27 protein-coding genes are annotated in these 24,304 nt (G+C 53.7%); 17 read left to right on the forward strand and 10 right to left on the reverse strand.

Annotated features, from left to right (window positions below):
- The 3 genes from ACOTXC_RS11210 to ACOTXC_RS11220 are packed head-to-tail and all read left to right on the forward strand — an operon-like array spanning position 1 to position 2,167.
- Entirely contained in the window at positions 1-948 is a 948-nt protein-coding gene (locus ACOTXC_RS11210; RefSeq protein ID WP_058677986.1) for a fimbrial protein, read from the forward strand.
- An 11-nt stretch (positions 949-959) separates the two neighbouring features.
- Positions 960-1,472, forward strand: a complete 513-nt coding sequence (locus ACOTXC_RS11215; protein ID WP_421767651.1) for a fimbrial protein — start codon at positions 960-962, stop codon at positions 1,470-1,472.
- Between the two features lie 41 nt (positions 1,473-1,513).
- Positions 1,514-2,167 carry a helix-turn-helix transcriptional regulator gene (locus ACOTXC_RS11220; protein ID WP_032624380.1) on the forward strand — a complete coding sequence of 218 codons (654 nt, stop codon included), beginning with the start codon at positions 1,514-1,516 and terminating at the stop codon, positions 2,165-2,167.
- A gap of 52 nt (positions 2,168-2,219) precedes the next feature.
- On the opposite strand, the gene fdhF is transcribed toward ACOTXC_RS11220, so the two are convergent.
- From fdhF to ycgZ, 4 genes are all read right to left on the reverse strand, one after another.
- Positions 2,220-4,370, reverse strand: coding sequence for a formate dehydrogenase subunit alpha (fdhF, locus tag ACOTXC_RS11225; RefSeq protein WP_421767652.1), 2,151 nt, complete (start codon positions 4,368-4,370; stop codon positions 2,220-2,222).
- A gap of 193 nt (positions 4,371-4,563) precedes the next feature.
- Positions 4,564-4,842 (reverse strand): biofilm/acid-resistance regulator YmgB/AriR, encoded by a 279-nt coding sequence (locus ACOTXC_RS11230; protein ID WP_022647868.1) that lies wholly within the window; start codon positions 4,840-4,842, stop codon positions 4,564-4,566.
- A 29-nt stretch (positions 4,843-4,871) separates the two neighbouring features.
- Positions 4,872-5,192: a hypothetical protein gene (locus ACOTXC_RS11235; RefSeq protein ID WP_032622175.1), complete on the reverse strand. Its 321-nt coding sequence runs from the start codon at positions 5,190-5,192 to the stop codon at positions 4,872-4,874.
- 4 nt (positions 5,193-5,196) lie between these two features.
- Positions 5,197-5,436: a regulatory protein YcgZ gene (ycgZ, locus tag ACOTXC_RS11240; RefSeq protein WP_421767653.1), complete on the reverse strand. Its 240-nt coding sequence runs from the start codon at positions 5,434-5,436 to the stop codon at positions 5,197-5,199.
- Positions 5,437-5,775: 339 nt separating this feature from the next.
- On the opposite strand from ycgZ, the gene ACOTXC_RS11245 reads away from it, so the two are divergent.
- Together ACOTXC_RS11245 and ACOTXC_RS11250 are read left to right on the forward strand one after the other, a co-directional pair.
- The gene (locus ACOTXC_RS11245; RefSeq protein ID WP_421767654.1) at positions 5,776-6,996 is read left to right on the forward strand and encodes a diguanylate phosphodiesterase; all 1,221 of its coding nucleotides are present in this window, start codon (positions 5,776-5,778) and stop codon (positions 6,994-6,996) included.
- Between the two features lie 188 nt (positions 6,997-7,184).
- Positions 7,185-7,913: a MerR family transcriptional regulator gene (locus ACOTXC_RS11250; protein ID WP_023299929.1), complete on the forward strand. Its 729-nt coding sequence runs from the start codon at positions 7,185-7,187 to the stop codon at positions 7,911-7,913.
- A 110-nt stretch (positions 7,914-8,023) separates the two neighbouring features.
- On the opposite strand, the gene ACOTXC_RS11255 is transcribed toward ACOTXC_RS11250, so the two are convergent.
- On the reverse strand, positions 8,024-8,617 hold the full coding sequence (locus ACOTXC_RS11255; RefSeq protein WP_421767655.1) for a DUF3828 domain-containing protein: 594 nt from the start codon (positions 8,615-8,617) through the stop codon (positions 8,024-8,026).
- 496 nt (positions 8,618-9,113) lie between these two features.
- Here ACOTXC_RS11255 and sufA point away from each other — a divergent pair, with 496 nt between their 5' ends.
- The 7 genes from sufA (at position 9,114) to ldtE (ending at position 15,742) form a co-directional block, all read left to right on the forward strand.
- Positions 9,114-9,482, forward strand: a complete 369-nt coding sequence (gene sufA, locus ACOTXC_RS11260; RefSeq protein WP_022647873.1) for a Fe-S cluster assembly scaffold SufA — start codon at positions 9,114-9,116, stop codon at positions 9,480-9,482.
- 8 nt (positions 9,483-9,490) lie between these two features.
- Positions 9,491-10,981, forward strand: a complete 1,491-nt coding sequence (sufB, locus tag ACOTXC_RS11265; RefSeq protein ID WP_003857739.1) for a Fe-S cluster assembly protein SufB — start codon at positions 9,491-9,493, stop codon at positions 10,979-10,981.
- A gap of 9 nt (positions 10,982-10,990) precedes the next feature.
- A complete protein-coding gene (gene sufC / locus ACOTXC_RS11270; protein ID WP_022647874.1) occupies positions 10,991-11,737 on the forward strand; it encodes a Fe-S cluster assembly ATPase SufC in 747 nt (248 codons plus the stop codon).
- Positions 11,712-12,983 (forward strand): Fe-S cluster assembly protein SufD, encoded by a 1,272-nt coding sequence (sufD, locus tag ACOTXC_RS11275; RefSeq protein WP_022647875.1) that lies wholly within the window; start codon positions 11,712-11,714, stop codon positions 12,981-12,983. Before sufC ends, sufD begins: the two co-directional genes overlap by 26 nt.
- A complete protein-coding gene (sufS, locus tag ACOTXC_RS11280) occupies positions 12,980-14,200 on the forward strand; it encodes a cysteine desulfurase SufS (RefSeq protein WP_038415917.1) in 1,221 nt (406 codons plus the stop codon). Before sufD ends, sufS begins: the two co-directional genes overlap by 4 nt.
- Before the next feature lie 14 nt (positions 14,201-14,214).
- Entirely contained in the window at positions 14,215-14,631 is a 417-nt protein-coding gene (gene sufE / locus ACOTXC_RS11285; RefSeq protein ID WP_003857730.1) for a cysteine desulfuration protein SufE, read from the forward strand.
- 97 nt (positions 14,632-14,728) lie between these two features.
- Positions 14,729-15,742, forward strand: a complete 1,014-nt coding sequence (gene ldtE, locus ACOTXC_RS11290) for a L,D-transpeptidase LdtE (RefSeq protein ID WP_063842008.1) — start codon at positions 14,729-14,731, stop codon at positions 15,740-15,742.
- Positions 15,743-15,802: 60 nt separating this feature from the next.
- Here the strand turns inward: ldtE and lpp are convergent, their stop codons facing one another.
- The 5 genes from lpp to ACOTXC_RS11315 form a co-directional block, all read right to left on the reverse strand.
- Positions 15,803-16,039 carry a murein lipoprotein Lpp gene (lpp, locus tag ACOTXC_RS11295; RefSeq protein ID WP_001082307.1) on the reverse strand — a complete coding sequence of 79 codons (237 nt, stop codon included), beginning with the start codon at positions 16,037-16,039 and terminating at the stop codon, positions 15,803-15,805.
- A 312-nt stretch (positions 16,040-16,351) separates the two neighbouring features.
- A complete protein-coding gene (pykF, locus tag ACOTXC_RS11300) occupies positions 16,352-17,773 on the reverse strand; it encodes a pyruvate kinase PykF (protein ID WP_015570703.1) in 1,422 nt (473 codons plus the stop codon).
- Positions 17,774-17,780: 7 nt separating this feature from the next.
- Positions 17,781-18,062, reverse strand: a complete 282-nt coding sequence (locus ACOTXC_RS11305; protein ID WP_418517247.1) for a hypothetical protein — start codon at positions 18,060-18,062, stop codon at positions 17,781-17,783.
- Positions 18,063-18,150: 88 nt separating this feature from the next.
- Positions 18,151-19,296, reverse strand: a complete 1,146-nt coding sequence (locus tag ACOTXC_RS11310; RefSeq protein WP_199159692.1) for a trans-sulfuration enzyme family protein — start codon at positions 19,294-19,296, stop codon at positions 18,151-18,153.
- Positions 19,297-19,308: 12 nt separating this feature from the next.
- Positions 19,309-20,679 (reverse strand): pyridoxal-phosphate dependent enzyme, encoded by a 1,371-nt coding sequence (locus ACOTXC_RS11315; RefSeq protein ID WP_199159693.1) that lies wholly within the window; start codon positions 20,677-20,679, stop codon positions 19,309-19,311.
- Between the two features lie 399 nt (positions 20,680-21,078).
- On the opposite strand from ACOTXC_RS11315, the gene ACOTXC_RS11320 reads away from it, so the two are divergent.
- The 5 genes from ACOTXC_RS11320 (at position 21,079) to ACOTXC_RS11340 (ending at position 24,201) form a co-directional block, all read left to right on the forward strand.
- On the forward strand, positions 21,079-22,101 hold the full coding sequence (locus ACOTXC_RS11320) for a methionine ABC transporter ATP-binding protein (protein WP_023299939.1): 1,023 nt from the start codon (positions 21,079-21,081) through the stop codon (positions 22,099-22,101).
- The gene (locus tag ACOTXC_RS11325; protein WP_017384621.1) at positions 22,094-22,762 is read left to right on the forward strand and encodes a methionine ABC transporter permease; all 669 of its coding nucleotides are present in this window, start codon (positions 22,094-22,096) and stop codon (positions 22,760-22,762) included. Before ACOTXC_RS11320 ends, ACOTXC_RS11325 begins: the two co-directional genes overlap by 8 nt.
- Positions 22,763-22,785: 23 nt before the next feature.
- Positions 22,786-23,598 (forward strand): MetQ/NlpA family ABC transporter substrate-binding protein, encoded by an 813-nt coding sequence (locus tag ACOTXC_RS11330; protein ID WP_003857677.1) that lies wholly within the window; start codon positions 22,786-22,788, stop codon positions 23,596-23,598.
- Positions 23,599-23,706: 108 nt separating this feature from the next.
- Complete coding sequence (gene fumD / locus ACOTXC_RS11335) at positions 23,707-23,916, forward strand: fumarate hydratase FumD (RefSeq protein ID WP_003857676.1); 210 nt, start codon at positions 23,707-23,709, stop codon at positions 23,914-23,916.
- 117 nt (positions 23,917-24,033) lie between these two features.
- Positions 24,034-24,201 carry a hypothetical protein gene (locus ACOTXC_RS11340; protein WP_421767656.1) on the forward strand — a complete coding sequence of 56 codons (168 nt, stop codon included), beginning with the start codon at positions 24,034-24,036 and terminating at the stop codon, positions 24,199-24,201.
- The last annotated feature ends 103 nt before the right edge of the window (positions 24,202-24,304 follow it).

The following is a 24,304-nucleotide window of genomic DNA, read 5'->3' on the forward strand; positions in this document are numbered from 1 at the left end:
ATGAAATGGCTTATCGTGATTTTGCTTCTCTGTTTGCTCGCGGCGGGAAACCTCGCCCGTGCCGGTACGTGCACCACCATCACGCCGCAGCTGTCAACCCTGTCCGTGGGGACGATTAACGTGCAGCGTGATGCGCCTGTCGGCACGGTGGTCTTTTCCGGCGCGGCGACAGCCACCGGTTCCTATCTTACTGGATGTGCTAATCCGCTGATGCTGGGATTCAGCATGCGCTACAACAGCGCCACGTTGAGCAGCTACGGCAATCATGTTTACAACACTAACGTCAGCGGGATAGGCATACGCTTTTCCTCCAACGCCTATTTTGAAAACCCGAGCAATACGTTCTCGTACAATGCGCAGACCTCCTATGTCGACTGGTATGGCGGGAGGATTGAGCTGGTGGTGACTGGCCCGGTCTCATCGGGGGCGTTAACCCCGGGGGCGATCGGCGTCGTGACGCTTCAGGGGAGCGACGGCATCTATCGTGACGGCCTGACCACGCAGCTCACCGCCGGAACCATTAATGCCATGGCGTGCACGGTGAATACGTCACAGCTGACGTTTCCGATCGGGGATATCCCCGCCTCGGCGTTCGGCACTGTGGTGGGCACCACGCCAGCGGGAGCACAGAACACGCAAAACCTGGGCTTAACCTGCGCCGCCGGAACCAATATTACGGTCTCGCTCAGTGGAATACAGAATCCGGACAGCGCCAATACCAGCGTGATGGCCTTAACCGGGCAGGGAAATGCCGGCACCGCAAAAGGGGTTGGGGTGCAGCTTATCTATAACGGTGCGCCGCTGGTGATGAACAGCCGACTATTCTTGCGGCAGTCTGCCGGCGGGCAAGAGACGTTGCCGTTAACGGCCCGATATTACCAGACGTTGAACCGCGTGGAGTCAGGTTCAGCAAATGCCTCCGCCACCCTTAATTTGACCTATCAGTAGCAGGTACGAAGATGAAAATAATATACGGGACACTGCTGTTACTGGCTTTACTCAGCGGGAAGGCTTTCACCGCTGATAGCGTCAACATCGGTGTGACGGGAAATATCGTTGCGTCGCCGTGCATATTTAATGGCGGGAGTAACAGCCTCGATGTCAATCTGGGCAATATTCAGGCATCCAATATGGCGACGCCGGGCTCAACATCGGATCCGGTGCCATTTAGTCTGCTGTTCACCCAGTGCCCAACGGGAACGCAAAGTGTGACCGTCTCTTTTACCGGCAGCCCCGATCCCGCGGCGGGCGCGGACTATTTTATGAACAGCGGTTCGGCCACGCACGTGGCGATAGCCATGCGCGATGCCCAAACGGGTACGCTTAAAGGAACAGGCTCTGGCATGACTCAAACTATTGGTGCCGACAGAACCGCGACAATGGCTATGCAGGCCTCGGTTAAATCCGTGACGGGTGGCGTCACGCCGGGAAGCATCAGTGCAGTTGTGGTGATGACGATGCAGTACAACTGAGCGCCGGTGATATGCCTTTTTTAAAGACGTTGGTATGAGCTATGTTAAATATTCTTATTCAGGAAACCGATCTATTTTTTCAGGCTGGGCTACATGAATTTTTCGAGGATTTTTTTAAACATAACTTTCATCGTGCCATCACATTTAACCTGGCGCTGACCCATGAAAACGTCAGTCAGGCCGATATTATTGTCCTGTCATTATGCCAGGGTGAAACACTGACCTGTTTTCCCGAGTTACTCGCCCGGCAAAAAGGGATTGTGCTAGGGTTTGTCGACGATGAACTGCGCTTTTCGGCGTTGCCCTCCTGCTTTCAGGACATTATTTTTCTCCCTCGCCGTGCATCGCTTGATCGTATCAGTGGCGTATTGTTTATCGCGTGGTTCAGGACGCAATTACCGGGTTATACATGGACTAAACATAACTGCTTCGACTGCCAGCATAAAGGGTTATCCCGGCAACAAATTCGTATTCTGGTCAATTTTTACCGAGGGCTGTCGGTAGTGCAGACCGCTCAGACGCTGGAGATGAGCCAGAAAACGGTCTTTACCCATAAATATATGCTGATGCAAAAATTTAATCTGCGAAGCGATTACGAGCTGATCGTACTGTTGAGAAGGTTGATGGAGAAAAAGAGCCGTCCGAACCTGCTTCGCGATTACCTGGAAAATAATTATGCAGAACAGATAGCGTAAAACGCCAGCGGATAGCTGGCCGGGCAGTGATAGCCACCACCCGGCAATGCATTTAAACGTTAACCGCAGCGATCAACCTCGTCTTCATGGTCTGGTACGCAGAAGCCGCAAAATCCTCCGCCCAGCGCTGGTCCTCGATCGCCTCCATCTGCACGGCGCAATATTTCGTTTCAGGCGTTCTGGAGATCGGGTCTAGATTATCCTGCGTCAGCTCATTACAGGCGCCAATCCACCACTGGTAGGTCATATAGATTGCTCCCGCATTGATGCGCTCGCTGATGCTGGCGCGCGTGATCACTTTACCCCGGCGTGAACGTACCCAGACCAATTGGCCGTCGGCGATCCCACGCTCATCAGCGTCGGCCGGGTTCATTTGCACCCGGCCCGGCTCGTCGGCCAGGCTTTGCAGCGCCGCGCAGTTCCCGGTCATTGAGCGACAGGAGTAGTGACCGACTTCGCGCACCGTGCAAAGTACCAGCGGGTAATCCGTATCCGGTGTCTCGGCCGGAGCGCGCCAGGGGGCAGCAAACAGCTGGCCTTTGCCAGTGGGTGTGTCGAACTGATTATCCCTGTACAGATAGGGTGTGCCGGGATGATCAAGGGTTGGGCAGGGCCACTGGACATGGCCCATCTCGCCCATTTTTTCGTAGGTCACGCCGTAGAAGAGGGGGCACAGCTCGCGCATTTCGTCCCAGATCTGCTGGTTATTCTCGTAATGCATGGGATAGCCCATCTCCGTGGCCAGCAGGCTGATGATCTCCCAGTCGCGCTTGACGTTGCCGCTGGCCTCAATGGCCTTGCCAAAACGCTGGAAGCCGCGATCGGCACAGGTGAACACGCCAGCATGTTCTCCCCATGACGTGGCAGGGAGCAGTACGTCAGCCACCTCTGCCGTTTTGGTCATAAAGATGTCCTGAACCACCACAAAATCGAGGGACTCAAAGCCGCGGCGGACCAGGCCCAGATCGGCTTCTGTCTGAAGCGGATCTTCCCCCATGATGTAATAGGCTTTGATCTTACCTTCCAGCGCGAGATGCGGCACTTCGGTGATACGCGTCCCGACGCGATCGTCCATCCGGCTGACATTGATTTTCCACGCATCGGCAAATTTCAGTCTGACTGCCGGGTCAGTGACATCCTGGTAGCCGGGGAACATATTGGGCAAAACGCCCATATCGCAGGCACCCTGAACGTTATTTTGCCCGCGAATCGGACCTACGCCGACGGCAGGGCGGCCCAGGTTGCCGGTGAGCAGCGCCAGGCTGGAGAGACCTTTCACCACATCAACCGCCTGACCAAACTGCGTAACGCCCATTCCCCACATTACCGTTGCTGAAGGCGCCGCCGCGAACATGCGCATTGCCTGACGAACATCCCGCGCGGGAATGCCCGTCAGATGTTCAACCTGCTCGGGTGCGTAATCTTTTACCGTCAGTCGGTAAGCCTCAAGCCCTTCTGTGAAGCGGGCAACGTAGTTTTTGTCGTACAGTTCCTCTTCAAGCAGGACATAGCCAAAGGCATTGACCAGCGCCATGTTACTGCCGTTTTTCAACTGAAGATGAAGATCGGCAATGCGTGCCGTTTCAATATGACGCGGATCGCAGACGATGATTTTTGCGCCATTTTCACGTGCTTTAAGCACGCGTCGGGCGACGATGGGGTGAGAGTCGGCGCAGTTATAGCCGAACACCAGCAGGCATTTTGAGTTTTCAATATCGTTAATGGAATTGCTCATGGCACCGTTGCCGAGGGTCTCCTGTAAACCGGCAACGGACGGACCGTGACAGACGCGGGCGCAGCAGTCGACGTTGTTAGTGTTCAGCACCGCACGGGCAAATTTTTGCATCACATAGTTGGTCTCATTGCCCGTTCCCCGCGAGGACCCCGTGGACATAATGGATCGAGGGCCGTACTGATCTTTGATGCTTTTAAGCATGTGAGCAGTATAGCGAATGGCCTCTTCCCAGGTAACAGGGGTAAAGGACTCGCCTTTGCTGTAGCGGATCATGGGCTGCGTCAGACGGGGGGTAAGCAGCCGTGTGTCGTTAAGAAAGTCCCAGCCGTAGAATCCTTTCAGGCAAAGCGTGCCCTGATTGGTTACGCCATCAGCGGCTTCGGCACGGATAATCCGGTTATTTTTAACGACGAGGTTTAGTTTGCAGCCTGCACCACAGTAAGGGCAGACGCTGGCGATTTTTTTCATCAATAACAGACCTGTTAAGAAATGAAGCAATGTTTACTGGAAAGCCCAGTCCCTTAGCGGACTAAGCAGGATCCATGCCACATTCAGCGTGCTTGATTAACAGGGCGTCAGGGAAGAGAGGATGTGTCATCGTCAGTCTGTTCGTCAGTATTGACGATGACACGCTATCCGTAAGGATGGGAAGGGAGAGGCGTTAAAGATCGTCCATGGTATAACCGACAACAATTTCCAGCGTCTTGCGGATCACATCCGCCTTAACGACATCGTCGGTAGTTTCCAGCGTCTGGATCAGCCAGAGAATGATCGCTTTGTTGGTCAGATGACCTTCAGAAGCGAGAACACAACGAACCGCAGTCGAAAAAATGGCAGACTCTTCAGCAAAGCGATCGCCTGCGTGACGGAAATACTCCGACAACGCGCTATCTAAAAAGGCGGAGTGGTATTCGGGTTGAAGCTGAATATTTTGTCTCATTTGTTCTCACCGTTGCTGTAAAGTTGTAGTCAATGCATCTTTTTGGGATCGGACGGTTTTCCATTTCCAAATAACGGCACTACATTGTCTCGATTATTTTTGAGAGATCCCTCTCTCTGTATTCGTCCTTGTGCGGTTCTGCGACCTTTAAAAGCGACAGTGCCTGTGCTGATTTCAGCTATCACCCTCGCTAATGTCTCCCGCCGCTGGGGATCCGTCTCACAGGCTTGCATGTTACGCAGACGCTGAACCAATCCCTCGGTCGTCACGGGACCGCGCTCCTTCAAAAGTGAAAGAGCGGCTTCTCCAATAAGCTGGTCGATCAGTCGGTCCGCATCACTGCTGTTCATAACATTAACGTTCGAAGAGCAGACCAAGAAGCAGGTGATAATGATGTTCCTCTTCCGGACCATTGGCCCTTTCAAGGCGACTCAACAGTTTTGTGCAGAGCGATTTGCGATTCAGATTCCGCCCATCGCTAAGGATTTCAACAACAACCTGACCCAGGGTTTCCTGTTGGGTTGGAAGCGCGGCTTTTTCGAAGTATTGCGCAATCGCTGTTGCTGAGTCTGCGAGGTTTCCGTTCTGCTGCATGTTTCGCTCCTGTAAAATTCTGTAATCAGTAACGTTACATTTAAGGTATACATAATTTTCAAATCTGTACATTTAAAATGTACAATTTTTTAAATATTTTATAATATATTTTATAAAATCATTATTTATCAGATGCTTATTCTTATACGATTTACTGCGGTATTCACAAGATATATTGTACAATCCGAAGCGGCGTCGCAGAGTTGTACAAGCCCGTAAATGACGCAAAAAAGCCGTGTAAATCGTTGAGATGTAAATTATTTGTTGGGCAATTAATGTGCTATAACAGAGTTTTCCCCACGTGTTTTCGTGGTCACCCCCTCAATCTTCAGGATTAGCATGCTCACAACCATCATTTACCGCAGTCATATCTGCGAGGACGTTCCAGTGAAAGCGCTGGAAGACATGGTCGCTGCTGCAAATTGTAGAAATCGCCAGTTCGATGTGACGGGGATTTTGCTGTTTAACGGCACACACTTTTTTCAGTTACTTGAAGGGCCCGCTGATAACGTTAAGGAGATCTATGAGCTCATCTGCCGTGACCCACGGCATCACAACGTGGTCGAATTGTTAAGCGATCACGGGCCTTCAAGACGTTTTGGCAACGTGGGTATGGAGCTCTTTGACCTTCGTCAGTACGACACCAACGAAGTGCTGCAACAGGTTCTTGATAAAGGCACAAGCCGCTATCAGCTAACCTATAACGATCGCGCCCTGCAATTTTTCCGCACCTTCGTTGAGGCCACTGAAAAAGCCAACTACTTTGAGCTGCCTCCTGCTGACGCCTGGGAGTTTGTCACCGAAAACACGCCGTTATCCTCCCAGCCGACGGTAGTGGCAAAGGGCGCGGACTGTAGTTTCGCGTTTCAACCTATCGTCGATCCGTTTATGCAGCAGGTTGTTTCCTGGGAAGCCCTGATCCGCACGCCGTCCGGTGAGTCTCCGGAAAGCTATTTTGCCAACCTGTCGCGTGAGGCGCTGTACGAATCGGATCTGAAGAGTAAACAGGTGGCTTTGTCGATGGCCAGCGCGCTGGGCCTACAGACTCAAACGTTGTCCATTAATCTGCTGCCGATGACGCTGGTCAATGTTCCTGGCGCCGTCGATTTTTTACTGACGGCAATTGAGGCGAACGGTTTTGTGTCGGAGCAAATTGTAGTCGAGTTCACCGAGAGCGAGGCCATCTCGCGCTTTGAAGAGTTCACCAGCGCGGTCAAACAGCTTAAAAGCGCCGGGATCAGCGTGGCCATCGATCACTTTGGCGCGGGATTCGCCGGTCTGCAACTGCTGGCCCAGTTCCAGCCGGACAGAATCAAGATCAACCGTGATTTGATTGCCAACGTGCACAAGAGCGGCCCGCGTCAGGCGATCATTCAGTCGATCATTAAATGCTGTGCGTCCCTGGAAATTCTGTTCTGTGCGGTTGGCGTAGAGCTGGCTGAAGAGTGGATGTGGCTGGAATCCGCCGGGATTTCTCAGTTCCAGGGACACCTTTTCGCCAGCCCGCGTCTGGGGGGCATTCCGGCGATTGCCTGGCCCGAGAAAAAGTACGATTTATAAAAACCTGTACGTAACTCTTAATAGTGACCTGTACGTACGGCTAAATTTATACAACAATATATTAACGAGTGAGTGGTTCTTTGAGCCATTCACTTGTCTCAGAACGAGGAGTTAGTTATACAAATGATTTGTACAATCTGATAAGGTTGGTTTGGTTAGGTATGGAAGTATTGTGCGTGAGGGAGTTAATGGCCTATTACAGTATCGGCGAAGTGGCCGAACGATGCGGTATCAACCCCGTTACGTTGCGTGCCTGGCAGCGCCGTTATGGATTGTTGAAGCCGCAGCGAAGCGAAGGGGGCCATCGTCAGTTTGACGATGAAGATATCCTGCGTATCGAAGAGATCAAACGCCTGATGAAAACGGGTGTTTCGGTCGGTAAAGTAAAAGCGCTTCTTGAAAATACAGAAGTGATGACGCATGGGAACTGGGCATCGTTTCAGGAAGAGATGTTAACCGTTCTGCGCTATGCCAATCCGGCAAAACTGCGCGCCAAAATCAGTGAGTTCCGCCGCGACCATGCGATGGATGTTCTGATAGATAACATCATCACCCCTGTGCGTCAGCGAATGAATCAGGATCAGAATACGGTGCGTCATATGGCGAGCCTGCTCGACGGTGTCCTGATTGAGTTTGCCGTTACTAGCCTGGTTGAATCACGAAAAAAAGCAGGTAAAGATGCGCTACTGGTTGGATGGGAGTGCGACGACCGTACGCATTTGTGGCTGGAAGCGGCCCGTCTTGCCTACAAGGGCTGGCATATCGACGTGCTGGCTGAACCCATTGATTCTCCACGTCCGGAACTTTTCCCTGGACAAAAAATTTTCGTCTGGACCGGTAAAGCACCTACGCCTCGTCAACAGGAGCAGCTCGACCACTGGCGTGAACAGGGTTTCGCCGTTTCGTTCCATCACTGATGTTAAGGGGGCCAACGGTAAACCGCCAGCGCGGGTTTTTAGCCTTCTGGCGATACGACAGGGGTATCCGCGAAGATGCATAGCATCAGTACCCCTGTCATATCGTCGGTTTATTCCATCATCAGGTTGTCTGAAATATTCATACTGGCCACGGATTCAACTTTCCACACGCCATCTTCCTTGACCATGCAGTCAATTACGGTGTGATCCCGCTTTTTGCCGAATGAGATATAAACCTGCATACAGGCGGCATCGTAATCCAGCGCCCGGGCACTGACGATGTCCCAGTCATCTTCATATCCCTGAGCCTTGATGAACAAATCGACGTCAGGCACGTCATATTCATCTGGATCCAACTTATCCATGGCTTTGAGTTTGCTGATGGTTTCGCGGGTCACATATGGCCTCAGCGCTTCATAGTTTTTCAGGGGCTCTTTCCCGGTAATAATTTGCGAGATGTACCACTTATTAAACTGAAGGGCAGCGGATACCTCAGGGGGTAACTTCTGTGCAGCGGATGCGAGAGTGGGCAGAAGCAGGATCGCCAGAATTAAATTGCTTTTCATATCCTTAGCATAATGTGTGTTCTGTAGATTAGCACCGCCGGCGCGAATGAATTTTGAAACAAATTCTGCACATCTTTTCTGGCTATACTGACCTGCATGCTGGCGAGCATGAACTGCGGCTTTATGGGCACTCCACATAATTTAATCCCTTACTGAATAAATGGTTAACAAGGGAAACATTACGCCGAAAAGGGACGAGTTTATGTAATTAATCATGATCGGAATTTAACCACTATCAGACTGATAAATAATGGTTAACTTATCCATCAAACGTCTTTATGCGCGCCCAGGTAAGGCAAAAAAGAATTAAAAAGAACCTGGCTTAAGGGGGAGGCATACGTAAAAAATGTATATGATGCCTGGGCGTACTTTAGCTATCTCAAAAATAGGTATTTTCAATACAATTTTTATTATTGCCCGCCACCTTACCGCCTTTCTTATGAAATGCATTATTTATCAATGCATTGAACAAAGCTAACCCTCCCATCCGCATCCCGTCACAGGGTCTATGCTTAATGAAAGTAGCCAAAAAGGGCGGTTTAGCCCAAAGCCCCTGCTCGCAGGGGGTTGAAGTGATAATCGTTATCACTAACATGGTGTTATGCCCTGGTGGCTTATCAGATGAGGTGGACCTATGGAACTGCATTCAGAAACCTTCAATCCGGCCGATTTTGCCTGGCGTGGCTTAACGCTGACGCCCGCGGCGGCGGCGCATATTCATGAGCTGGTGGCAAAAAATCCCGACATCCTCGGCGTACGCTTAGGCGTTAAGCAGACGGGCTGCGCGGGATTTGGCTACGTGCTGGATACCGTAACCGAACCCAAAAAGGACGATCTGGTCTTTGAAACCGACGGTGCAAAGTTATACGTCGCGCTACAGGCTATGCCGTTTATTGATGGAACCGAAGTCGACTACGTTCGGGAAGGTTTAAACCAGTTATTCAAATTTCATAACCCGAAAGCCCAGAACGAATGCGGCTGCGGCGAAAGCTTTGGGGTATAGGCGGTACTATGTCTCGTAATACTGAAGCAACGAGTGATGTAAACACCTGGAGCGGCGGACACCTCAACTATAAAGAGGGTTTCTTCACGCAGCTGCAAACCGATGAGCTGGCGAAAGGCATCAATGAAGAGGTCGTACGCGCCATTTCGGCCAAACGTAACGAGCCGGAGTGGATGCTGGAGTTTCGTCTGAGCGCATTCCGCGCGTGGCTGGAGATGGAAGAACCTCACTGGCTGAAAGCGCATTACGATAAGCTGAACTATCAGGATTACAGCTACTACTCCGCGCCCTCATGCGGCAGCTGCGATGATACCTGTGCCTCGCAGCCCGGCGCGGTACAGCAAACCGGTGCCGAGAACAGCTTCCTGAGTAAAGAGGTGGAAGAGGCCTTCAATCAGCTCGGCGTGCCCGTGCGCGAAGGTAAAGAGGTGGCGGTGGACGCCATTTTTGACTCCGTCTCGGTGGCAACCACCTACCGTGAAAAGCTGGCGGAGCAGGGGATAATTTTCTGCTCCTTTGGGGAAGCCATTCACGATCACCCGGAGCTGGTGAAAAAGTACATTGGCACCGTGGTACCCAGTAACGATAACTTCTTCGCGGCACTGAATGCGGCGGTGGCGTCAGACGGCACCTTTATCTACGTGCCTAAAGGTGTGCGCTGCCCGATGGAGCTCTCGACCTATTTCCGCATCAACGCGGAAAAAACCGGCCAGTTTGAACGCACCATCCTGGTGGCCGATGAAGGCAGCTACGTCAGCTATATCGAAGGCTGTTCGGCGCCGGTGCGCGACAGCTACCAGCTGCACGCGGCGGTGGTAGAGGTGATCATCCATAAAGACGCGGAAGTGAAATACTCTACGGTACAGAACTGGTTCCCGGGCGATGGCAACACCGGTGGTATTCTGAACTTCGTCACCAAGCGTGCGCTGTGCGAAGGTGAAAACAGTAAGATGTCCTGGACGCAGTCAGAAACCGGCTCTGCCATTACCTGGAAATACCCGAGCTGTATTCTGCGCGGCGACAACTCCATCGGTGAGTTTTACTCCGTGGCGCTGACCAGCGGTCATCAGCAGGCCGATACCGGCACCAAGATGATCCACATCGGTAAAAACACCAAATCGACCATCATCTCCAAAGGGATCTCTGCCGGTCACAGCCAGAACAGCTATCGCGGGCTGGTGAAAATCATGCCGACAGCCACCAACGCACGTAACTTTACCCAGTGCGACTCCATGTTGATTGGTGCGGACTGCGGGGCGCATACCTTCCCCTATGTCGAATGCCGCAATAACAGCGCCCAGCTCGAGCATGAGGCGACTACGTCACGTATTGGTGAAGATCAGCTGTTCTACTGCCTGCAACGCGGGATCAGTGAAGAAGATGCGATTTCAATGATTGTTAACGGCTTCTGTAAGGACGTGTTCTCTGAACTGCCGCTGGAATTTGCCGTTGAAGCCCAGAAACTCCTCGCCATTAGTCTTGAACACAGCGTCGGTTAAGGAAAGCACATGTTAAGCATTAAAGATTTACAGGTTAGCGTGGAAGAGAAAGAGATCCTTCGTGGGCTCAATTTTGACGTCAAACCGGGTGAAGTTCACGCCATCATGGGGCCAAACGGCTCCGGGAAAAGTACGCTTTCAGCGACGCTGGCAGGACGCGAAGATTATGAGGTCACCAGCGGCTCCGTTGAGTTTAACGGCAAGGATCTGCTGGAGATGTCGCCTGAAGAGCGTGCCGGTGAGGGCATCTTTATGGCCTTCCAGTATCCGGTGGAAATCCCGGGCGTCAGCAACCAGTTCTTCCTGCAAACCGCGCTGAACGCGGTGCGCAAGTATCGCGGACTTGAGGCGCTGGATCGCTTTGACTTCCAGGATCTGATGGAAGAGAAAATCAAGCTGCTGAAAATGCCCGAAGATCTGCTCACCCGCTCGGTGAACGTGGGTTTTTCTGGCGGTGAGAAAAAACGTAACGATATTCTGCAAATGGCGGTTCTTGAGCCGGAGCTGTGCATTCTCGATGAAACCGATTCAGGGCTGGATATTGATGCCCTGAAGATCGTTGCCGACGGCGTAAACTCTCTGCGTGACGGTAACCGCTCATTTATTATCGTGACTCACTACCAGCGTATTCTGGACTACATCAAACCGGACTATGTCCACGTGCTTTATCAGGGGCGCATTGTGAAATCCGGTGACTTTACGCTGGTTAAACAACTGGAGGAGCAGGGTTATGGCTGGCTTACCGAACAGCAGTAATGCACTCCAGCAGTGGCACCGACTGTTTGAAGCCCAGGGTGGAGCGCGCTCTGAACAGGCTCAGCACCATCTCCAGCAGATGCTGCGTCTCGGTTTACCGACGCGTAAGCATGAGAACTGGAAATATACCCCGCTGGACGGCCTGCTGAACGGCGAGTTTGTCACCCGTCTGGCGCAGGTTAGCCCCGGCCAGCGCGATGTGCTGGCGCTGAGCGTGGATGCCGTGCGTCTGGTGTTTGTAGACGGGCAGTTTCGTGAGGAACTCAGCGACAGCGTACAGGAGAGCGGGTTCGATATCGCCATTAACGACGAGCGCCAGTCGTTGAGTGCTCCGGTCCAGCCTGACGTCTTTCTGCACCTCACAGAGAGCCTGTCTAAGTCTGTCACCCATATTCACGTTAAGCGTAACCAGCGCCCGGCGAAACCGCTGCTGCTGATGCATATCACCCAGGGTGTTGAGGGCGGCGAGATCAACACCGCCCACTATCGCCACCATCTCGAGCTGGCAGAAGGGGCAGAAGCGACGGTAATTGAACATTACGTTAGTCTGAACGACACCCGCCATTTTACCGGCTCGCGTCTGACGATGAACGTGGCGGCCAACGCCCAGCTGCACCATATCAAGCTGGCGTTTGAGAATCCGCTCAGTCACCACTTCGCCCACAACGATATTCTGCTGGGCCAGGATGCCGCGGCTTACAGCCACAGCTTCCTGCTTGGCGGCGCGGTGCTGCGCCACAATACCAGCACCCAGCTGAACGGTGAGAACACTACGCTGCGTATTAACAGCCTGGCGATGCCGGTGAAGTCAGAAGTGTGCGACACGCGCACCTGGCTTGAGCATAACAAAGGCTACTGCAACAGCCGTCAGCTGCACAAAACCATCGTCAGCGACAAAGGACGTGCGGTGTTTAACGGCCTGATCAATGTGGCGCAGCACGCCATCAAAACTGACGGGCAGATGACCAACAACAACCTTTTGCTGGGACGTCTGGCAGAGGTGGACACCAAACCACAGCTGGAAATTTATGCGGACGACGTGAAATGCAGCCACGGCGCAACGGTCGGGCGTATTGACGATGAGCAGATGTTCTACCTGCGCTCTCGCGGGATAGACCAGCAGGCCGCGCAAAAGATGATTATTTACGCCTTTGCGGCTGAGCTGACGGAAGCGCTGCCCGATGGCGGACTTAAACAGCAGGTGCTGGCCCGTATCGGTCAGCGGCTGCCTGGAGGCGAAGCATGACATTTCCCGTAGAGAAAGTCCGGGCAGATTTTCCGGTACTGACCCGTGAAGTGAACGGTCTGCCGCTGGCCTATCTCGACAGTGCGGCCAGCGCGCAAAAACCGAATCAGGTGGTGGATGCGGAAGCCGAGTTTTACCGCCACGGTTATGCTGCGGTCCATCGCGGGATCCACACTCTGAGCGCCGAGGCGACCCAGCGCATGGAAAACGTGCGCACGCAGGTTGCGGCGTTTCTCAACGCGCGTTCGCCGGAAGAGCTGGTGTTCGTGCGTGGCACCACCGAAGGGATCAACCTGGTGGCTAACAGCTGGGGCAATGCGCAGGTGCACGCGGGGGATAACATCATCATCACCCAGATGGAGCACCACGCTAACATCGTGCCCTGGCAGATGCTCTGTGAGCGTGTGGGGGCGCAACTGCGGGTGATCCCGCTAAACGAAGACGGTACGCTTCAGCTTGAACAGCTGGACGCCCTGCTTGACGACAGAACGCGGCTGGTAGCGGTGACCCACGTTTCAAACGTGCTGGGGACGGAAAATCCGGTGGCGCTGATCGTCGACAAAGCCCATCAGGCCGGTGCGAAAGTGTTGATTGATGGTGCCCAGGCGGTGATGCACCATGCGGTTGACGTTCAGACCCTGGACTGCGATTTCTACGTCTTCTCCGGGCACAAGCTGTATGGTCCGACGGGCATCGGCGTGTTGTATGTGAAGGAGGATATTCTCCAGGCCATGCCGCCGTGGGAAGGGGGCGGGTCAATGATTGCCACCGTCAGCCTGACGGAAGGCACAACCTACGCCCGGGCGCCCTGGCGCTTCGAGGCGGGCACGCCAAACACGGGCGGGATCATCGGGCTGGGCGCGGCCATTAGCTACGTCTCTGAAACGGGGCTGGCGGCGATTCAGGAGTACGAACAGCTGCTGATGCAATATGCCTTGCAGGAGCTTGCCGGCGTCCCGGATCTGACCTTATATGGCCCTGCTGACCGTCTGGGTGTGATAGCCTTCAACCTCGGCAAGCATCACGCTTATGATGTGGGCAGTTTCCTGGATAATTACGGCGTCGCCGTACGTACCGGGCATCACTGCGCGATGCCACTGATGGCGTATTATCAGGTACCGGCCATGTGCCGCGCATCGCTGGTGATGTACAACACAACGGAAGAGGTCGACAGACTGGTGGCGGGACTAAAACGTATTCACCAGCTGCTTGGCTAACGGAGAGGCGAGAGATGGCAGATTTGCCGGACAGAGATAAATTGCTGCGTAACTTTGGGCGTTGCGCAAACTGGGAAGAGAAATACCTTTATATTATCGAGCTAGGTCAGCGCCTGCCGCCGCTCAGCGAAGAGGCGCATAACCCGGACAACATCATTCAGGGCTGCCAGAGCCAGGTCTGGATCCAGATGCAGCAGACGGATGATGGCGTAATCGATTTACAGGGTGACAGCGATGCGGCCATTGTGAAGGGGCTTATTGCCGTCGTATTTATTCTTTATCACCAGATGTCGGCGCAGGATATTGTCGCCTTTGACGTTCGCCCGTGGTTTGAAAAAATGGCCTTAACCCAACACCTCACCCCGTCCCGCTCCCAGGGACTGGAAGCGATGATCCGCGCCATACGCGCCAAAGCCGCAATCCTTAGCTAAACTGACAGAACAGCATTCATTCTGTTTCGCGGGGTGGTTTCCACCTCGCTGGTTTTTCAGCTTTCTGACGTTTGGTCAGTGAATAAGGAATCTCAGCATGAAGCGCGCGTCTCTAATAACTCTATTACTCCTTGGTTCGCTCAGTGCTGTTAATTCAGCCAGGGCGGTTGATTATCCTTTACCGTCCGCAGGCAGCCGCCTGATTGGGCAAAATCAGACATACACCATTCAGGAAGGCGACAATAAGCTCCAGGCTATCGCTCGTCGGTTTAATACCGCCGCACAGCTTATCCTTGAAACCAATAATACCATTGCACCTGTAAACCCTGCGCCAGGAACGGTCATTACCATTCCTTCCCAGATGCTGCTCCCGGACACCGAGCGTGAGGGCATTGTGGTGAATCTGGCGGAGCTGCGTCTTTACTTCTATCCGCCTGGCGAAAATATCGTGCAGGTCTATCCGCTGGGTATTGGTCAGCTTGGGCTGGAAACACCGGTAAGCACCACCCGTGTGAGTCAGAAAATCCCTAACCCTACCTGGACCCCCACAGCGGGCATCAGAGCGCGCTCACTGGCGCAGGGCATTAAACTGCCGCCTGTGGTACCCGCAGGGCCAAATAACCCGCTGGGGCGCTTTGCGCTGCGTCTGGGCATCGGGAATGGGGAATATCTTATTCATGGCACCAGCGCGCCGGACAGCGTAGGGCTGCGGGTCAGCTCGGGCTGTATGCGAATGAACGCGCCGGATATCAAAGCGTTGTTTGAACAAGTGCGCGTCGGCACGCGGGTGCAGATTATCAATGAGCCGGTTAAGTTCTCCGTCGAGCCGGACGGCAAACGTTATATCGAGGTGCACAGGCCGCTGGCGCAGGCTGAGGGCGAAAACCCACAGACGGTGCCGTTCACGCACTCGGCGGCGTTTACTGCCTTCGCAGCGGAATCAGGTAGCGATAAAACGCTAATCGACAAAGCTCTGGCGCGCAGAGCCGGGATCCCGGTTGCCGTTTCAGCAGGCAATGGTTCGTCAGCCAGCAATTCTGTCCTGTCGGTTCAGAACAGTCGTGTCTCAGCGGCGGTGACGGAAGGCGAGGGAGAGAAAGCGCTTCAGTAGAGGTTTGACGAAGGCAAAAAAAATGGCGCACAATGTGCGCCATTTTATTAACAGGTACTATTACTTACGGTATTTAGTAGCCTGGTTGTCCAGACGCTGGTTAGCGCGAGCTGCGTCGTCTTTAGCAGCCTGAACGTCGGAACGCATTGCGTTCACGTCGTTGCTCAGCTGGTCAACTTTAGCGTTCAGAGTCTGAACATCAGAAGACAGCTGATCGATTTTAGCGTTGCTGGAGCAACCTGCCAGCAGAGTAGAACCCAGGATTACCGCGCCCAGTACCAGTTTAGTACGATTCATTATTAATACCCTCTAGATTGAGTTAATCTCCATGTAGCGTTACAAGTATTACACAAAGTTTTTTGGGTTGAGAATATTTTTTTGATGGGATTACGCCTATTTTTGATCGTTCGCTCAAAGAAGCAACGAAATCGGCAATTTTGACGAAAAAGCTATGTTAAAAAAGGCATTTTTCATCGGATTCATCTTAGATAAATCGCGATTAAATAGAAAAACCCGATTTGCTTTTTGAATAGTTCTGGTTAATGGCGGGAATAAAAAAAGCGCCCCGAAGGACGCTTTTTAACAAAACAATAATTTGTTCGTGAAATATTACAGTACGTGGACAGATGCAGTGTTGGTTGTACCGCTTGGTACCAGTGCACCAGAAACCATAACCACCACGTCGCCTTTCTGAGCCAGGCCACAATCAACCAGTTCCAGAGCCACTTCTTTACCCAGACGATAGAAATCATCGGTAGAGGCAATCTCTTTCACCAGGTGTGGGATCACACCTTTGCTCAGCACCAGCTGACGCGCGGTAGTTTCGTTGGTGGTCAGCGCCAGAATGGTCGCATCCGGGAAGTATTTACGGACGGCACGCGCAGATTTACCGCCCTGGGTCGCCACGACAATCAGTGGGGCTTCCAGTTTCTCAGCGGTTTCTACCGCACCACGGCACACGGCTTCGGTGATGCGCAGTTTACGGCTGTCGTTGTTGTAATCCAGACGGCTTTTCATCACGCGGTCGGTACGCTCACAGATGGTCGCCATGATGCCGACCGCTTCCAGAGGGTATTTCCCTTTTGCAGATTCGCCAGACAGCATAACGGCATCGGTACCGTCGAGGATGGCGTTTGCTACGTCGCCTGCTTCAGCGCGGGTAGGGCGTGGGTTTTTGATCATGGAGTCCAGCATCTGCGTTGCGGTGATAACCACTTTACGCGCGCGAACACATTTCTCGATCATCATCTTCTGCGCGAAGATCACTTCTTCAACCGGGATTTCAACGCCCAGGTCGCCACGCGCTACCATGATACCGTCAGAAGCTTCGAGGATTTCGTCGAAGTTGTTCAGGCCTTCCTGGTTTTCGATCTTGGAGATGATCTGAATGTTCTCGCCGCCGTGCGCTTTCAGGTGCTCACGGATCTCAACCACGTCAGAACGTTTACGGATAAAGGAGGCAGCAACGAAGTCCACGCCTTGTTCGCAGCCGAAGATCAGGTCTTGTTTGTCTTTTTCAGCCAGCGCTGGCAGAGCAATGGACACACCCGGCAGGTTAACGCCTTTGTTTTCGCCCAGATCGCCGTTGTTCAGCACTTTACAGATAACCTTGTTACCTTCGATCGCCGTAACTTCCATGCCGATCAGGCCGTCATCTACCAGCACGGTGTTGCCAACGGACAGATCGCTGGTGAAGCCTTCGTAGGTCACGGCAACGATTTCGTTATTACCTACAACGGATTTGTCGGTGGTGAAGGTGAAGGTCTGGCCCGCTTTCAGGGAAACGTCGTTACCGCCTTCCAGTTTGATGGTGCGGATTTCAGGACCTTTGGTGTCGAGCAGAATTGCCGCTTTTTTCCCGGTCTTGCTCATCACGTTGCGCAAGTTCTGAATACGCTGACCGTGTTCAGCATAGTCGCCGTGGGAGAAGTTCAGACGCATCACGTTCATGCCGGCATCCAGCATTTTGCTCAGCATCTCTTCGGATTCGGTTTTCGGGCCGATAGTACAAACAATTTTCGTCTTTTTCATGACAGTCTTAGTCTTTAAGTTGGGAAGGATATGGAAATCTCGCTCCGGGGGCGCACCGCCGCGGAGTCAAACCTGTGTTGCGAAAGAGTATATGACACGCACTAAGAATAGGTGACATCAAATGAGCGTGCAGAAGAAAGTGTGCCTGAGTGCCAGCCCAACGAAGGAGAGGAGAAGTTGTACGTTGTTTTTTGTATTCCAAGCGCTGAAACCATTCACCAGGGATTTGGCGCGCATTATACGCTGATTCACAGTAAAAAGGAAAATGGAAACAGCGTTTCAAAAACATTCTGTGCAGATTCACATAAGTTTGTTATCAAGGCGTTAAGGCCTAATGTCATCTTATGACGGCAGGCGCAACGCCCGCCGTTTTTTGCTCACTTTTCCAGCGCCTGTTGAAGGTCGGCGATCAGATCCTTCGCATCCTCAATCCCCACCGACAGGCGTATCAGCTGCGGCACAATGCCGTTTGCAAGACGCTGCGCCAGTGGAATGGAGGCGTGGGTCATGCTGTAGGGCTGGCTCACCAGACTCTCCACCCCGCCCAGGCTTTCCGCCAGGGTAAAGAGCGCAAGATGACGAATCACCTCTGTCGCGCGTTGCGCATCGCCTTTTATCACGACAGAGATCATGCCTCCCGGCAAAGCCATTTGTCTGCGGGCAAGCGCATACTGGGGGTGTGACTCCAGCCCGGGATAGAGCACGCTCTCTATCTGCGGATGCTGCTCCAGCCATTGCGCAATCTCCAGCGCGTTGGCACTGTGCTTCTCAACGCGCAGGGAGAGGGTGCGAATCCCCCGTAGCGTCAGGAAGCTGCTGAACGGATCCAGAACGCCGCCAACCGCGTTTTGCAGATAGCCCAGACGCTCCGTGAGATCCTTATTTGCCCCGACAACAGCCAGCCCGGCAACCACGTCTGAATGACCGTTGAGATATTTGGTGGCGGAGTGAACCACAATGTCGAACCCCGCCTCCAGCGGCCGGTGAATGACCGGGGAGGCGAAGGTATTATCCGCCACGCTGATCGCATTATGGCGCCGGGCAATGTCTGCGATGGCCTCCAGGTCGGCCAGTTTCAGCAGCGGGTTCGTCGGCGTTTCCACCCAGATCATGCGGGTGTCCGGGCGAATGGCGGCCTCAAGTCCGGCTACATCGTCCGGCTTAACCCAGCTCACCTGTAACCCGGTGCTGCGCTTGCGCACGTTTTCGATCAGGCGATACGTACCGCCATACACGTCGTCAATGGCAACGATATGGCTGTCTTTATCCAGCAGTTCGAGCACGGTGGAAATGGCCGCCAGCCCTGACGCGAAGGCGTACCCGCGCGTGCCGCCTTCCAGTTCGGAGATGGCGGTCTCCAGCGCATGGCGGGTTGGGTTGCCGCTCCGGGAGTATTCGTAGCCGGTATGTTCACCCGGTGCCGGTTGCGCAAACGTCGACGTGGCGTAAATTGGCGGCATCACGGCGCCGTGCGTGTCGTGATACTCACCGCTGTGAACGCTGAGGGTGGCCAGGTTTTTCATCTTTTGCTCCTTTTATTTCGTCAGGCGGTTACGCCAGGTGGTGAGTACGTCACTGCGTGTGATCAGACCCAGAAAGCGGTCTTCGTCATAAATAATCGCCACCAGGCCACGGTCAAAGATGGTGTACAGGGCGCTCTCCGGGGCCTGCTTATCCAGATATTCGACCTGACGCGTCATGGCCGCCGTCACGGGGAGAGAGAAGCGATCGGCATCTCCCTCAATGTGTCGCAGCAGGTCCCACTCGTCGATGATGCCGACGACCTTGTTGTTATCGAGCACCGGCAGCTGGGAGATGTCGTACAGGCGCATGCGGGCCAGCACGGTGGAAAGCGTGTCGTCCGGGGCGGCAGTCACCGTCGCGCCTTCATCGTGGCGCAGGGCAATATAGTCCGAGAGATCACCTGCCTGCGGACGCGAAATCAACCCCTGCTGGCGCATCCAGTCGTCGTTGAACATCTTCGAGAGGTATTTATTGCCGCTGTCGCAGGCGAAGGTGACCACACGTTTTGGCGTAGTCTGCGCCTGGCAATATTTCAGCGCCGCCGCCAGCAGCGTGCCGGTGGAGGAGCCTGCCAGGATCCCTTCCGTTTTTAGCAGATCGCGGGCGGTGGTGAACGCCTCGCGATCGGTAATGCGCCAGGCGCGGTTAACCCCTTCGATGTGCGCCAGCGGAGGGATAAAGTCTTCGCCAATCCCTTCAACCAGCCACGATCCGGCATCGTGATGGCGTCCGGTCTCAACCTGGTCCGCCAGCACCGACCCGGCCGGATCGGCAAGCACAAATTCCGTCTGCGGCGAATGTTCTGCAAACCACGCCTGTAAGCCACCCAGCGTACCGCCGGACCCCACGCCGACGACGATGGCATCGATATGGCCGTCAAGCTGTTCAAACAGTTCCGGTGCGGTAGTGGTGCGGTGCGCCAGCGGATTGGCCGCGTTATTGAACTGGTCGATATAAAACGCGCCTGGCAGTTCGTTCGCCAGCCGCCGGGCATAATCCTGGTAGTAGGCCGGATGCCCTTTATTCACATCTGAACGGGTCAGCACGACCTGCGCTCCTAACGCGCGCAGGTGGAAAATCTTCTCGCGGCTCATTTTGTCCGGCACAACCAGGATCAGCGAGTATCCCTTTTGCGCCGCAATCAACGCCAGCCCCAGGCCGGTGTTCCCCGCCGTGGCTTCAATAATGGTGCCGCCGGGCCGTAGCTGCCCCATACGCTCGGCTTCGTTAATCATCGACAGCGCGACGCGGTCTTTAATCGAGCCGCCTGGATTCTGATTTTCCAGCTTCAGAAACAGCGAGCAGGGGCCGGTATCCAGCTTGTGCAGCTGGATGAGTGGCGTATGGCCAATTAGTTCGGTGACGGAGTGGTAAAGCGTCATGGTCATGTCCTGTGAAGAGGTGATGACCGGATGATAGGACCATGAAATTTTCTCAATAAAGAACGTTTCACTGGGTTTTAGAACAGAAAGGAATAATCCTTATGTTTTTGGATTGAAAGACAGCAAGACGTAAAGGTGCCCGGATGTGAGGATGGCTATATCAGTACATAGTGCTGAAAAATTAACCAATTTCGTCGGATGAATGAGACCTGATATGCAAAAGGCAGATAATTATTGCAGATATTCATCTAAATGCTTTTCACCCGCCAGTTCGCTGCTTATTCCGCCGCATTATAAGAAATTCTTTTTTGGTCATTTAAAAGCTGATAACGGCTGTTTACTATCTTTTGGACATCCATACTGCTAAACCGCTATATGCGTAACGGATAACGAATAAGAATGATCGTACTCAGTAATATTTCGAAGGTTTTTGACAACGGGAAGCTGGCGCTGACAGCCGTTGATAACGTCAACTTGACGATAGAGCAGGGACAGATTTACGGGATCATTGGTTACAGCGGGGCCGGGAAAAGTACGCTTATCCGTCTGCTGAACGGTCTGGAAAAGCCCAGCGCCGGCAGCGTCACCATTAACGGTCAGGATATCTCCGCCGCGAAAGGAGAAGCGCTGCGTCAGGCACGCCTGAAAATCAGCATGGTGTTCCAGCACTTTAATCTGCTCTGGTCGCGCACGGTGAAGGAAAACATCGCCTTTTCAATGCAAATTGCCGGTGTGCCAAAAGCGCAAATTCAGGCTCGCGTTGCCGAGCTGGTGGAGCTGGTCGGCCTGAAGGGGCGCGAGAATGCCTACCCGTCGCAGCTGAGCGGCGGGCAAAAACAGCGTGTGGGCATTGCCCGCGCGCTGGCCAATCATCCGGACGTACTGCTGTGTGACGAAGCCACCTCGGCGCTGGATCCGCAGACCACCGATCAGATCCTCGATCTGCTCCTGGACATTAACCGTCGTTTTAACCTGACCATCGTACTCATTACGCATGAGATGCACGTGGTGCGCAAAATCTGTGACCGCGTGGCGGTAATGGAGAACGGCAAGGTGGTGGAAGAGGGGGAGGTACTCAGCGTGTTTACGCATCCTCAGCAGCCGATCACCCGGCAGTTTGTCCGCCAGGTGAGCCAGTACGCGGAGGAAGAGACCTTCAATACCGAACTGGCAAATGAGCTGGAGGGCGCGGTCATCAAGCTCACCTTCACCGGGCACAGCACGCACAGGCCGATCGTCGGTGAACTGACCCTGCGCTACGGCCTGCCGTTTAACATCCTGCACGGCAAAATGACGCAAACCGCCCACGGTGTTTTCGGGCAGCTCTGGGTGCACGTGGTGGCATCGGATGAACAACTGAACAATATCCTCGCCGACCTGAAGCAAAGCGATATTGAAGGCGAGGTAATCAAGCATGGCTGAAGAACTCTTTCCGCACCTGAAGTGGGATCAACTTTGGGCTGCAACCCAGGAGACGCTCTACATGACCGCGCTTTCCGGCGTGGCGACGTTTGTTCTGGGGATCGCGCTCGGTCTGGCGCTGTTTTTAACCGCCCGCGGCGGGTTATTCCACAACCGCACGGTCTACAGCGTGATGTCGATTGTGGTGAACGTGTTCCGCTCGATTCCGTTCATCATTCTCATTGTTCTGCTGATCCCGTTCACCAAGACCGTTGTGGGGACCATTCTCGGCGCTAACGCTGCGCTGCCCGCCCTGATTGTGGGCGCCGCGCCGTTCTACGCCCGTCTGGTCGAGATTGCCCTGCGGGAAGTGGATAAAGGGGTAATTGAAGCCACGCGTTCGATGGGCGCGCGGCTGAGCACGTTAGTGTTTCGGGTTTTACTGCCGGAATCTTCACCCGCACTGGTTTCAGGTATGACGGTGACGCTGATTGCGCTGGTGAGCTACAGCGCAATGGCGGGGGTGATAGGTGCCGGCGGTTTGGGAAATCTGGCTTATCTGGAGGGTTTCCAGCGCAACCATGGTGACGTCACGCTGGTGGCAACGGTGACCATTCTGATCATCGTGTTCATTATCCAGTTCTGCGGCGATGCCATTACTTCACTGTTAGATAAACGCTAATAAATACACACAGGAACCACATCATGAAAAAGACACTGACACTGATCGCCGCAGCCACCCTGAGCGCCCTGAGCTTTGCCTCCTGGGCGGACACGCTCACCGTGGGGGCGTCCAACACCCCGCACGCGGAAATTCTGGAGCAGGCTAAGCCGATTCTGGCAAAGCAGGGGATCGATCTGGAGATTAAACCGTTCCAGGACTACATTCTGCCAAACACGGCGCTGGCAGGGCATGACATTGATGCCAACTATTTCCAGCACATCCCTTACCTGAACAGTGTGCTTAAAGACCATGCGGGCGATAAGGATTATGATTTTGTCAGTGCAGGCGCAATCCACATTGAGCCGATCGGTATCTATTCAAAAAAATACAAATCGCTGAAGGATCTGCCGGAAGGCGGCAAAATCATCATGCGTGATGCGGTTTCCGAGGAAGGGCGTATTCTCTCCATCTTCGAAAAAGAGGGCGTGATCAAGCTGAAGCCAGGCATCGATAAAGTGACCGCGCGCATCAGCGATATTGTGGAGAACCCGAAAAAGCTGCAATTCACCCCTAACGTCGAGGCATCTCTGCTGCCGCAGATGTACAACAACGACGAAGGTGCTGCGGTGGTGATCAACGCCAACTACGCAATTGATGCCGGTCTGGATCCGGTCCACGATCCAATTGCGGTTGAAAGCGGTGAGAATAACCCGTACGCCAACATCATTACCGTTCATCGCGGTGATGAGAAGAAGAAGGATATCGTCGCGCTGGTGAACGTGCTGCACTCCAAAGAGATTCAGGACTGGATCCGCACCAAATACAAAGGCGCGGTCATCCCGGTAAACAACTAATCGCCTGATTTTCCAGACGAAGCCCGGCGAACAACACGCCGGGCTTCTTTTTTGTATCCAGCCGACGAATGATTTAAGCTGACGGTTTAGGGCAACGGAGTGATGGCAATGGGCAATGTGACCAAAGACGAAGCGCTGTACCAGGAGATGTGTCGGGTGGTAGGCAAGGTCGTTCTGGAGATGCGTGACTTAGGGCAGGAGCCCAAGCATATCGTGATTGCCGGGGTACTACGTACCGCGCTGGCGAACCAGCGCGTTAAGCGCAGTGAGTTGACCACCAAAGCGATGGAAACGGTGGTTAAAGCGCTGGCCGGTTAGGACGAAGCGTCTCGCGAGTTTTTCAGATCCCGCATATCAACAGTCATTATTGTTATTTCCTCTTCATGATGAAGGCGTGTTTAACTGAGTCCAGGTTAAGCGAGAAGGGTAATGACGATGAAAAAATGGATAAGCACGTTACGGCGGTTTTTTGCGCCCCGACCAGCGAATGCGAAGAACAGCGCGCAACGTGTTCTTGAGTCAATACTGCCTGTCGCCAGCCTCTATGGCGTGGACGTAGCCAACATCGACCCGGAGTGGTTCTATGTTAAAACGTCACGCTGAACTTCGCCGGACGCGCGAAATGTACTGGAATGAGCTGTGCGTGATGCGTGTAAAGTGAGAATGAAGGGAAAAATGCCCTGGCTAATCCTCGGTAAACGATAGC

It is taken from the genome of Enterobacter cloacae complex sp. IR5428 (assembly GCF_049238585.1).
In the GTDB taxonomy this organism is placed as follows: domain Bacteria; phylum Pseudomonadota; class Gammaproteobacteria; order Enterobacterales; family Enterobacteriaceae; genus Enterobacter; species Enterobacter intestinihominis.

What these genes read in the sequence shown, in the direction of transcription:
- ACOTXC_RS11315 (WP_199159693.1), bottom strand. Translation starts at nt 20,679, where the DNA reads ATGACGCTTTACCACTCCGTCACCGAACTAATTGGCCATACGCCACTC.
- ACOTXC_RS11310 (WP_199159692.1), bottom strand. Translation starts at nt 19,296, where the DNA reads ATGAAAAACCTGGCCACCCTCAGCGTTCACAGCGGTGAGTATCACGAC.
- fdhF (WP_421767652.1), bottom strand. Translation starts at nt 4,370, where the DNA reads ATGAAAAAAATCGCCAGCGTCTGCCCTTACTGTGGTGCAGGCTGCAAA.
- ACOTXC_RS11305 (WP_418517247.1), bottom strand. Translation starts at nt 18,062, where the DNA reads ATGTTTTTGAAACGCTGTTTCCATTTTCCTTTTTACTGTGAATCAGCG.
- ACOTXC_RS11330 (WP_003857677.1), top strand. Translation starts at nt 22,786, where the DNA reads ATGAAAAAGACACTGACACTGATCGCCGCAGCCACCCTGAGCGCCCTG.
- ACOTXC_RS11220 (WP_032624380.1), top strand. Translation starts at nt 1,514, where the DNA reads ATGTTAAATATTCTTATTCAGGAAACCGATCTATTTTTTCAGGCTGGG.
- ACOTXC_RS11230 (WP_022647868.1), bottom strand. Translation starts at nt 4,842, where the DNA reads ATGAGACAAAATATTCAGCTTCAACCCGAATACCACTCCGCCTTTTTA.
- sufC (WP_022647874.1), top strand. Translation starts at nt 10,991, where the DNA reads ATGTTAAGCATTAAAGATTTACAGGTTAGCGTGGAAGAGAAAGAGATC.
- ACOTXC_RS11215 (WP_421767651.1), top strand. Translation starts at nt 960, where the DNA reads ATGAAAATAATATACGGGACACTGCTGTTACTGGCTTTACTCAGCGGG.
- sufD (WP_022647875.1), top strand. Translation starts at nt 11,712, where the DNA reads ATGGCTGGCTTACCGAACAGCAGTAATGCACTCCAGCAGTGGCACCGA.
- sufE (WP_003857730.1), top strand. Translation starts at nt 14,215, where the DNA reads ATGGCAGATTTGCCGGACAGAGATAAATTGCTGCGTAACTTTGGGCGT.
- ACOTXC_RS11235 (WP_032622175.1), bottom strand. Translation starts at nt 5,192, where the DNA reads ATGAACAGCAGTGATGCGGACCGACTGATCGACCAGCTTATTGGAGAA.
- ACOTXC_RS11245 (WP_421767654.1), top strand. Translation starts at nt 5,776, where the DNA reads ATGCTCACAACCATCATTTACCGCAGTCATATCTGCGAGGACGTTCCA.
- sufB (WP_003857739.1), top strand. Translation starts at nt 9,491, where the DNA reads ATGTCTCGTAATACTGAAGCAACGAGTGATGTAAACACCTGGAGCGGC.
- sufA (WP_022647873.1), top strand. Translation starts at nt 9,114, where the DNA reads ATGGAACTGCATTCAGAAACCTTCAATCCGGCCGATTTTGCCTGGCGT.
- pykF (WP_015570703.1), bottom strand. Translation starts at nt 17,773, where the DNA reads ATGAAAAAGACGAAAATTGTTTGTACTATCGGCCCGAAAACCGAATCC.
- lpp (WP_001082307.1), bottom strand. Translation starts at nt 16,039, where the DNA reads ATGAATCGTACTAAACTGGTACTGGGCGCGGTAATCCTGGGTTCTACT.
- ldtE (WP_063842008.1), top strand. Translation starts at nt 14,729, where the DNA reads ATGAAGCGCGCGTCTCTAATAACTCTATTACTCCTTGGTTCGCTCAGT.
- ACOTXC_RS11255 (WP_421767655.1), bottom strand. Translation starts at nt 8,617, where the DNA reads ATGTGGAGTGCCCATAAAGCCGCAGTTCATGCTCGCCAGCATGCAGGT.
- sufS (WP_038415917.1), top strand. Translation starts at nt 12,980, where the DNA reads ATGACATTTCCCGTAGAGAAAGTCCGGGCAGATTTTCCGGTACTGACC.
- ACOTXC_RS11325 (WP_017384621.1), top strand. Translation starts at nt 22,094, where the DNA reads ATGGCTGAAGAACTCTTTCCGCACCTGAAGTGGGATCAACTTTGGGCT.
- ACOTXC_RS11250 (WP_023299929.1), top strand. Translation starts at nt 7,185, where the DNA reads ATGGCCTATTACAGTATCGGCGAAGTGGCCGAACGATGCGGTATCAAC.
- ycgZ (WP_421767653.1), bottom strand. Translation starts at nt 5,436, where the DNA reads ATGCAGCAGAACGGAAACCTCGCAGACTCAGCAACAGCGATTGCGCAA.
- ACOTXC_RS11320 (WP_023299939.1), top strand. Translation starts at nt 21,079, where the DNA reads ATGATCGTACTCAGTAATATTTCGAAGGTTTTTGACAACGGGAAGCTG.
- fumD (WP_003857676.1), top strand. Translation starts at nt 23,707, where the DNA reads ATGGGCAATGTGACCAAAGACGAAGCGCTGTACCAGGAGATGTGTCGG.
- ACOTXC_RS11210 (WP_058677986.1), top strand. Translation starts at nt 1, where the DNA reads ATGAAATGGCTTATCGTGATTTTGCTTCTCTGTTTGCTCGCGGCGGGA.
- ACOTXC_RS11340 (WP_421767656.1), top strand. Translation starts at nt 24,034, where the DNA reads ATGAAAAAATGGATAAGCACGTTACGGCGGTTTTTTGCGCCCCGACCA.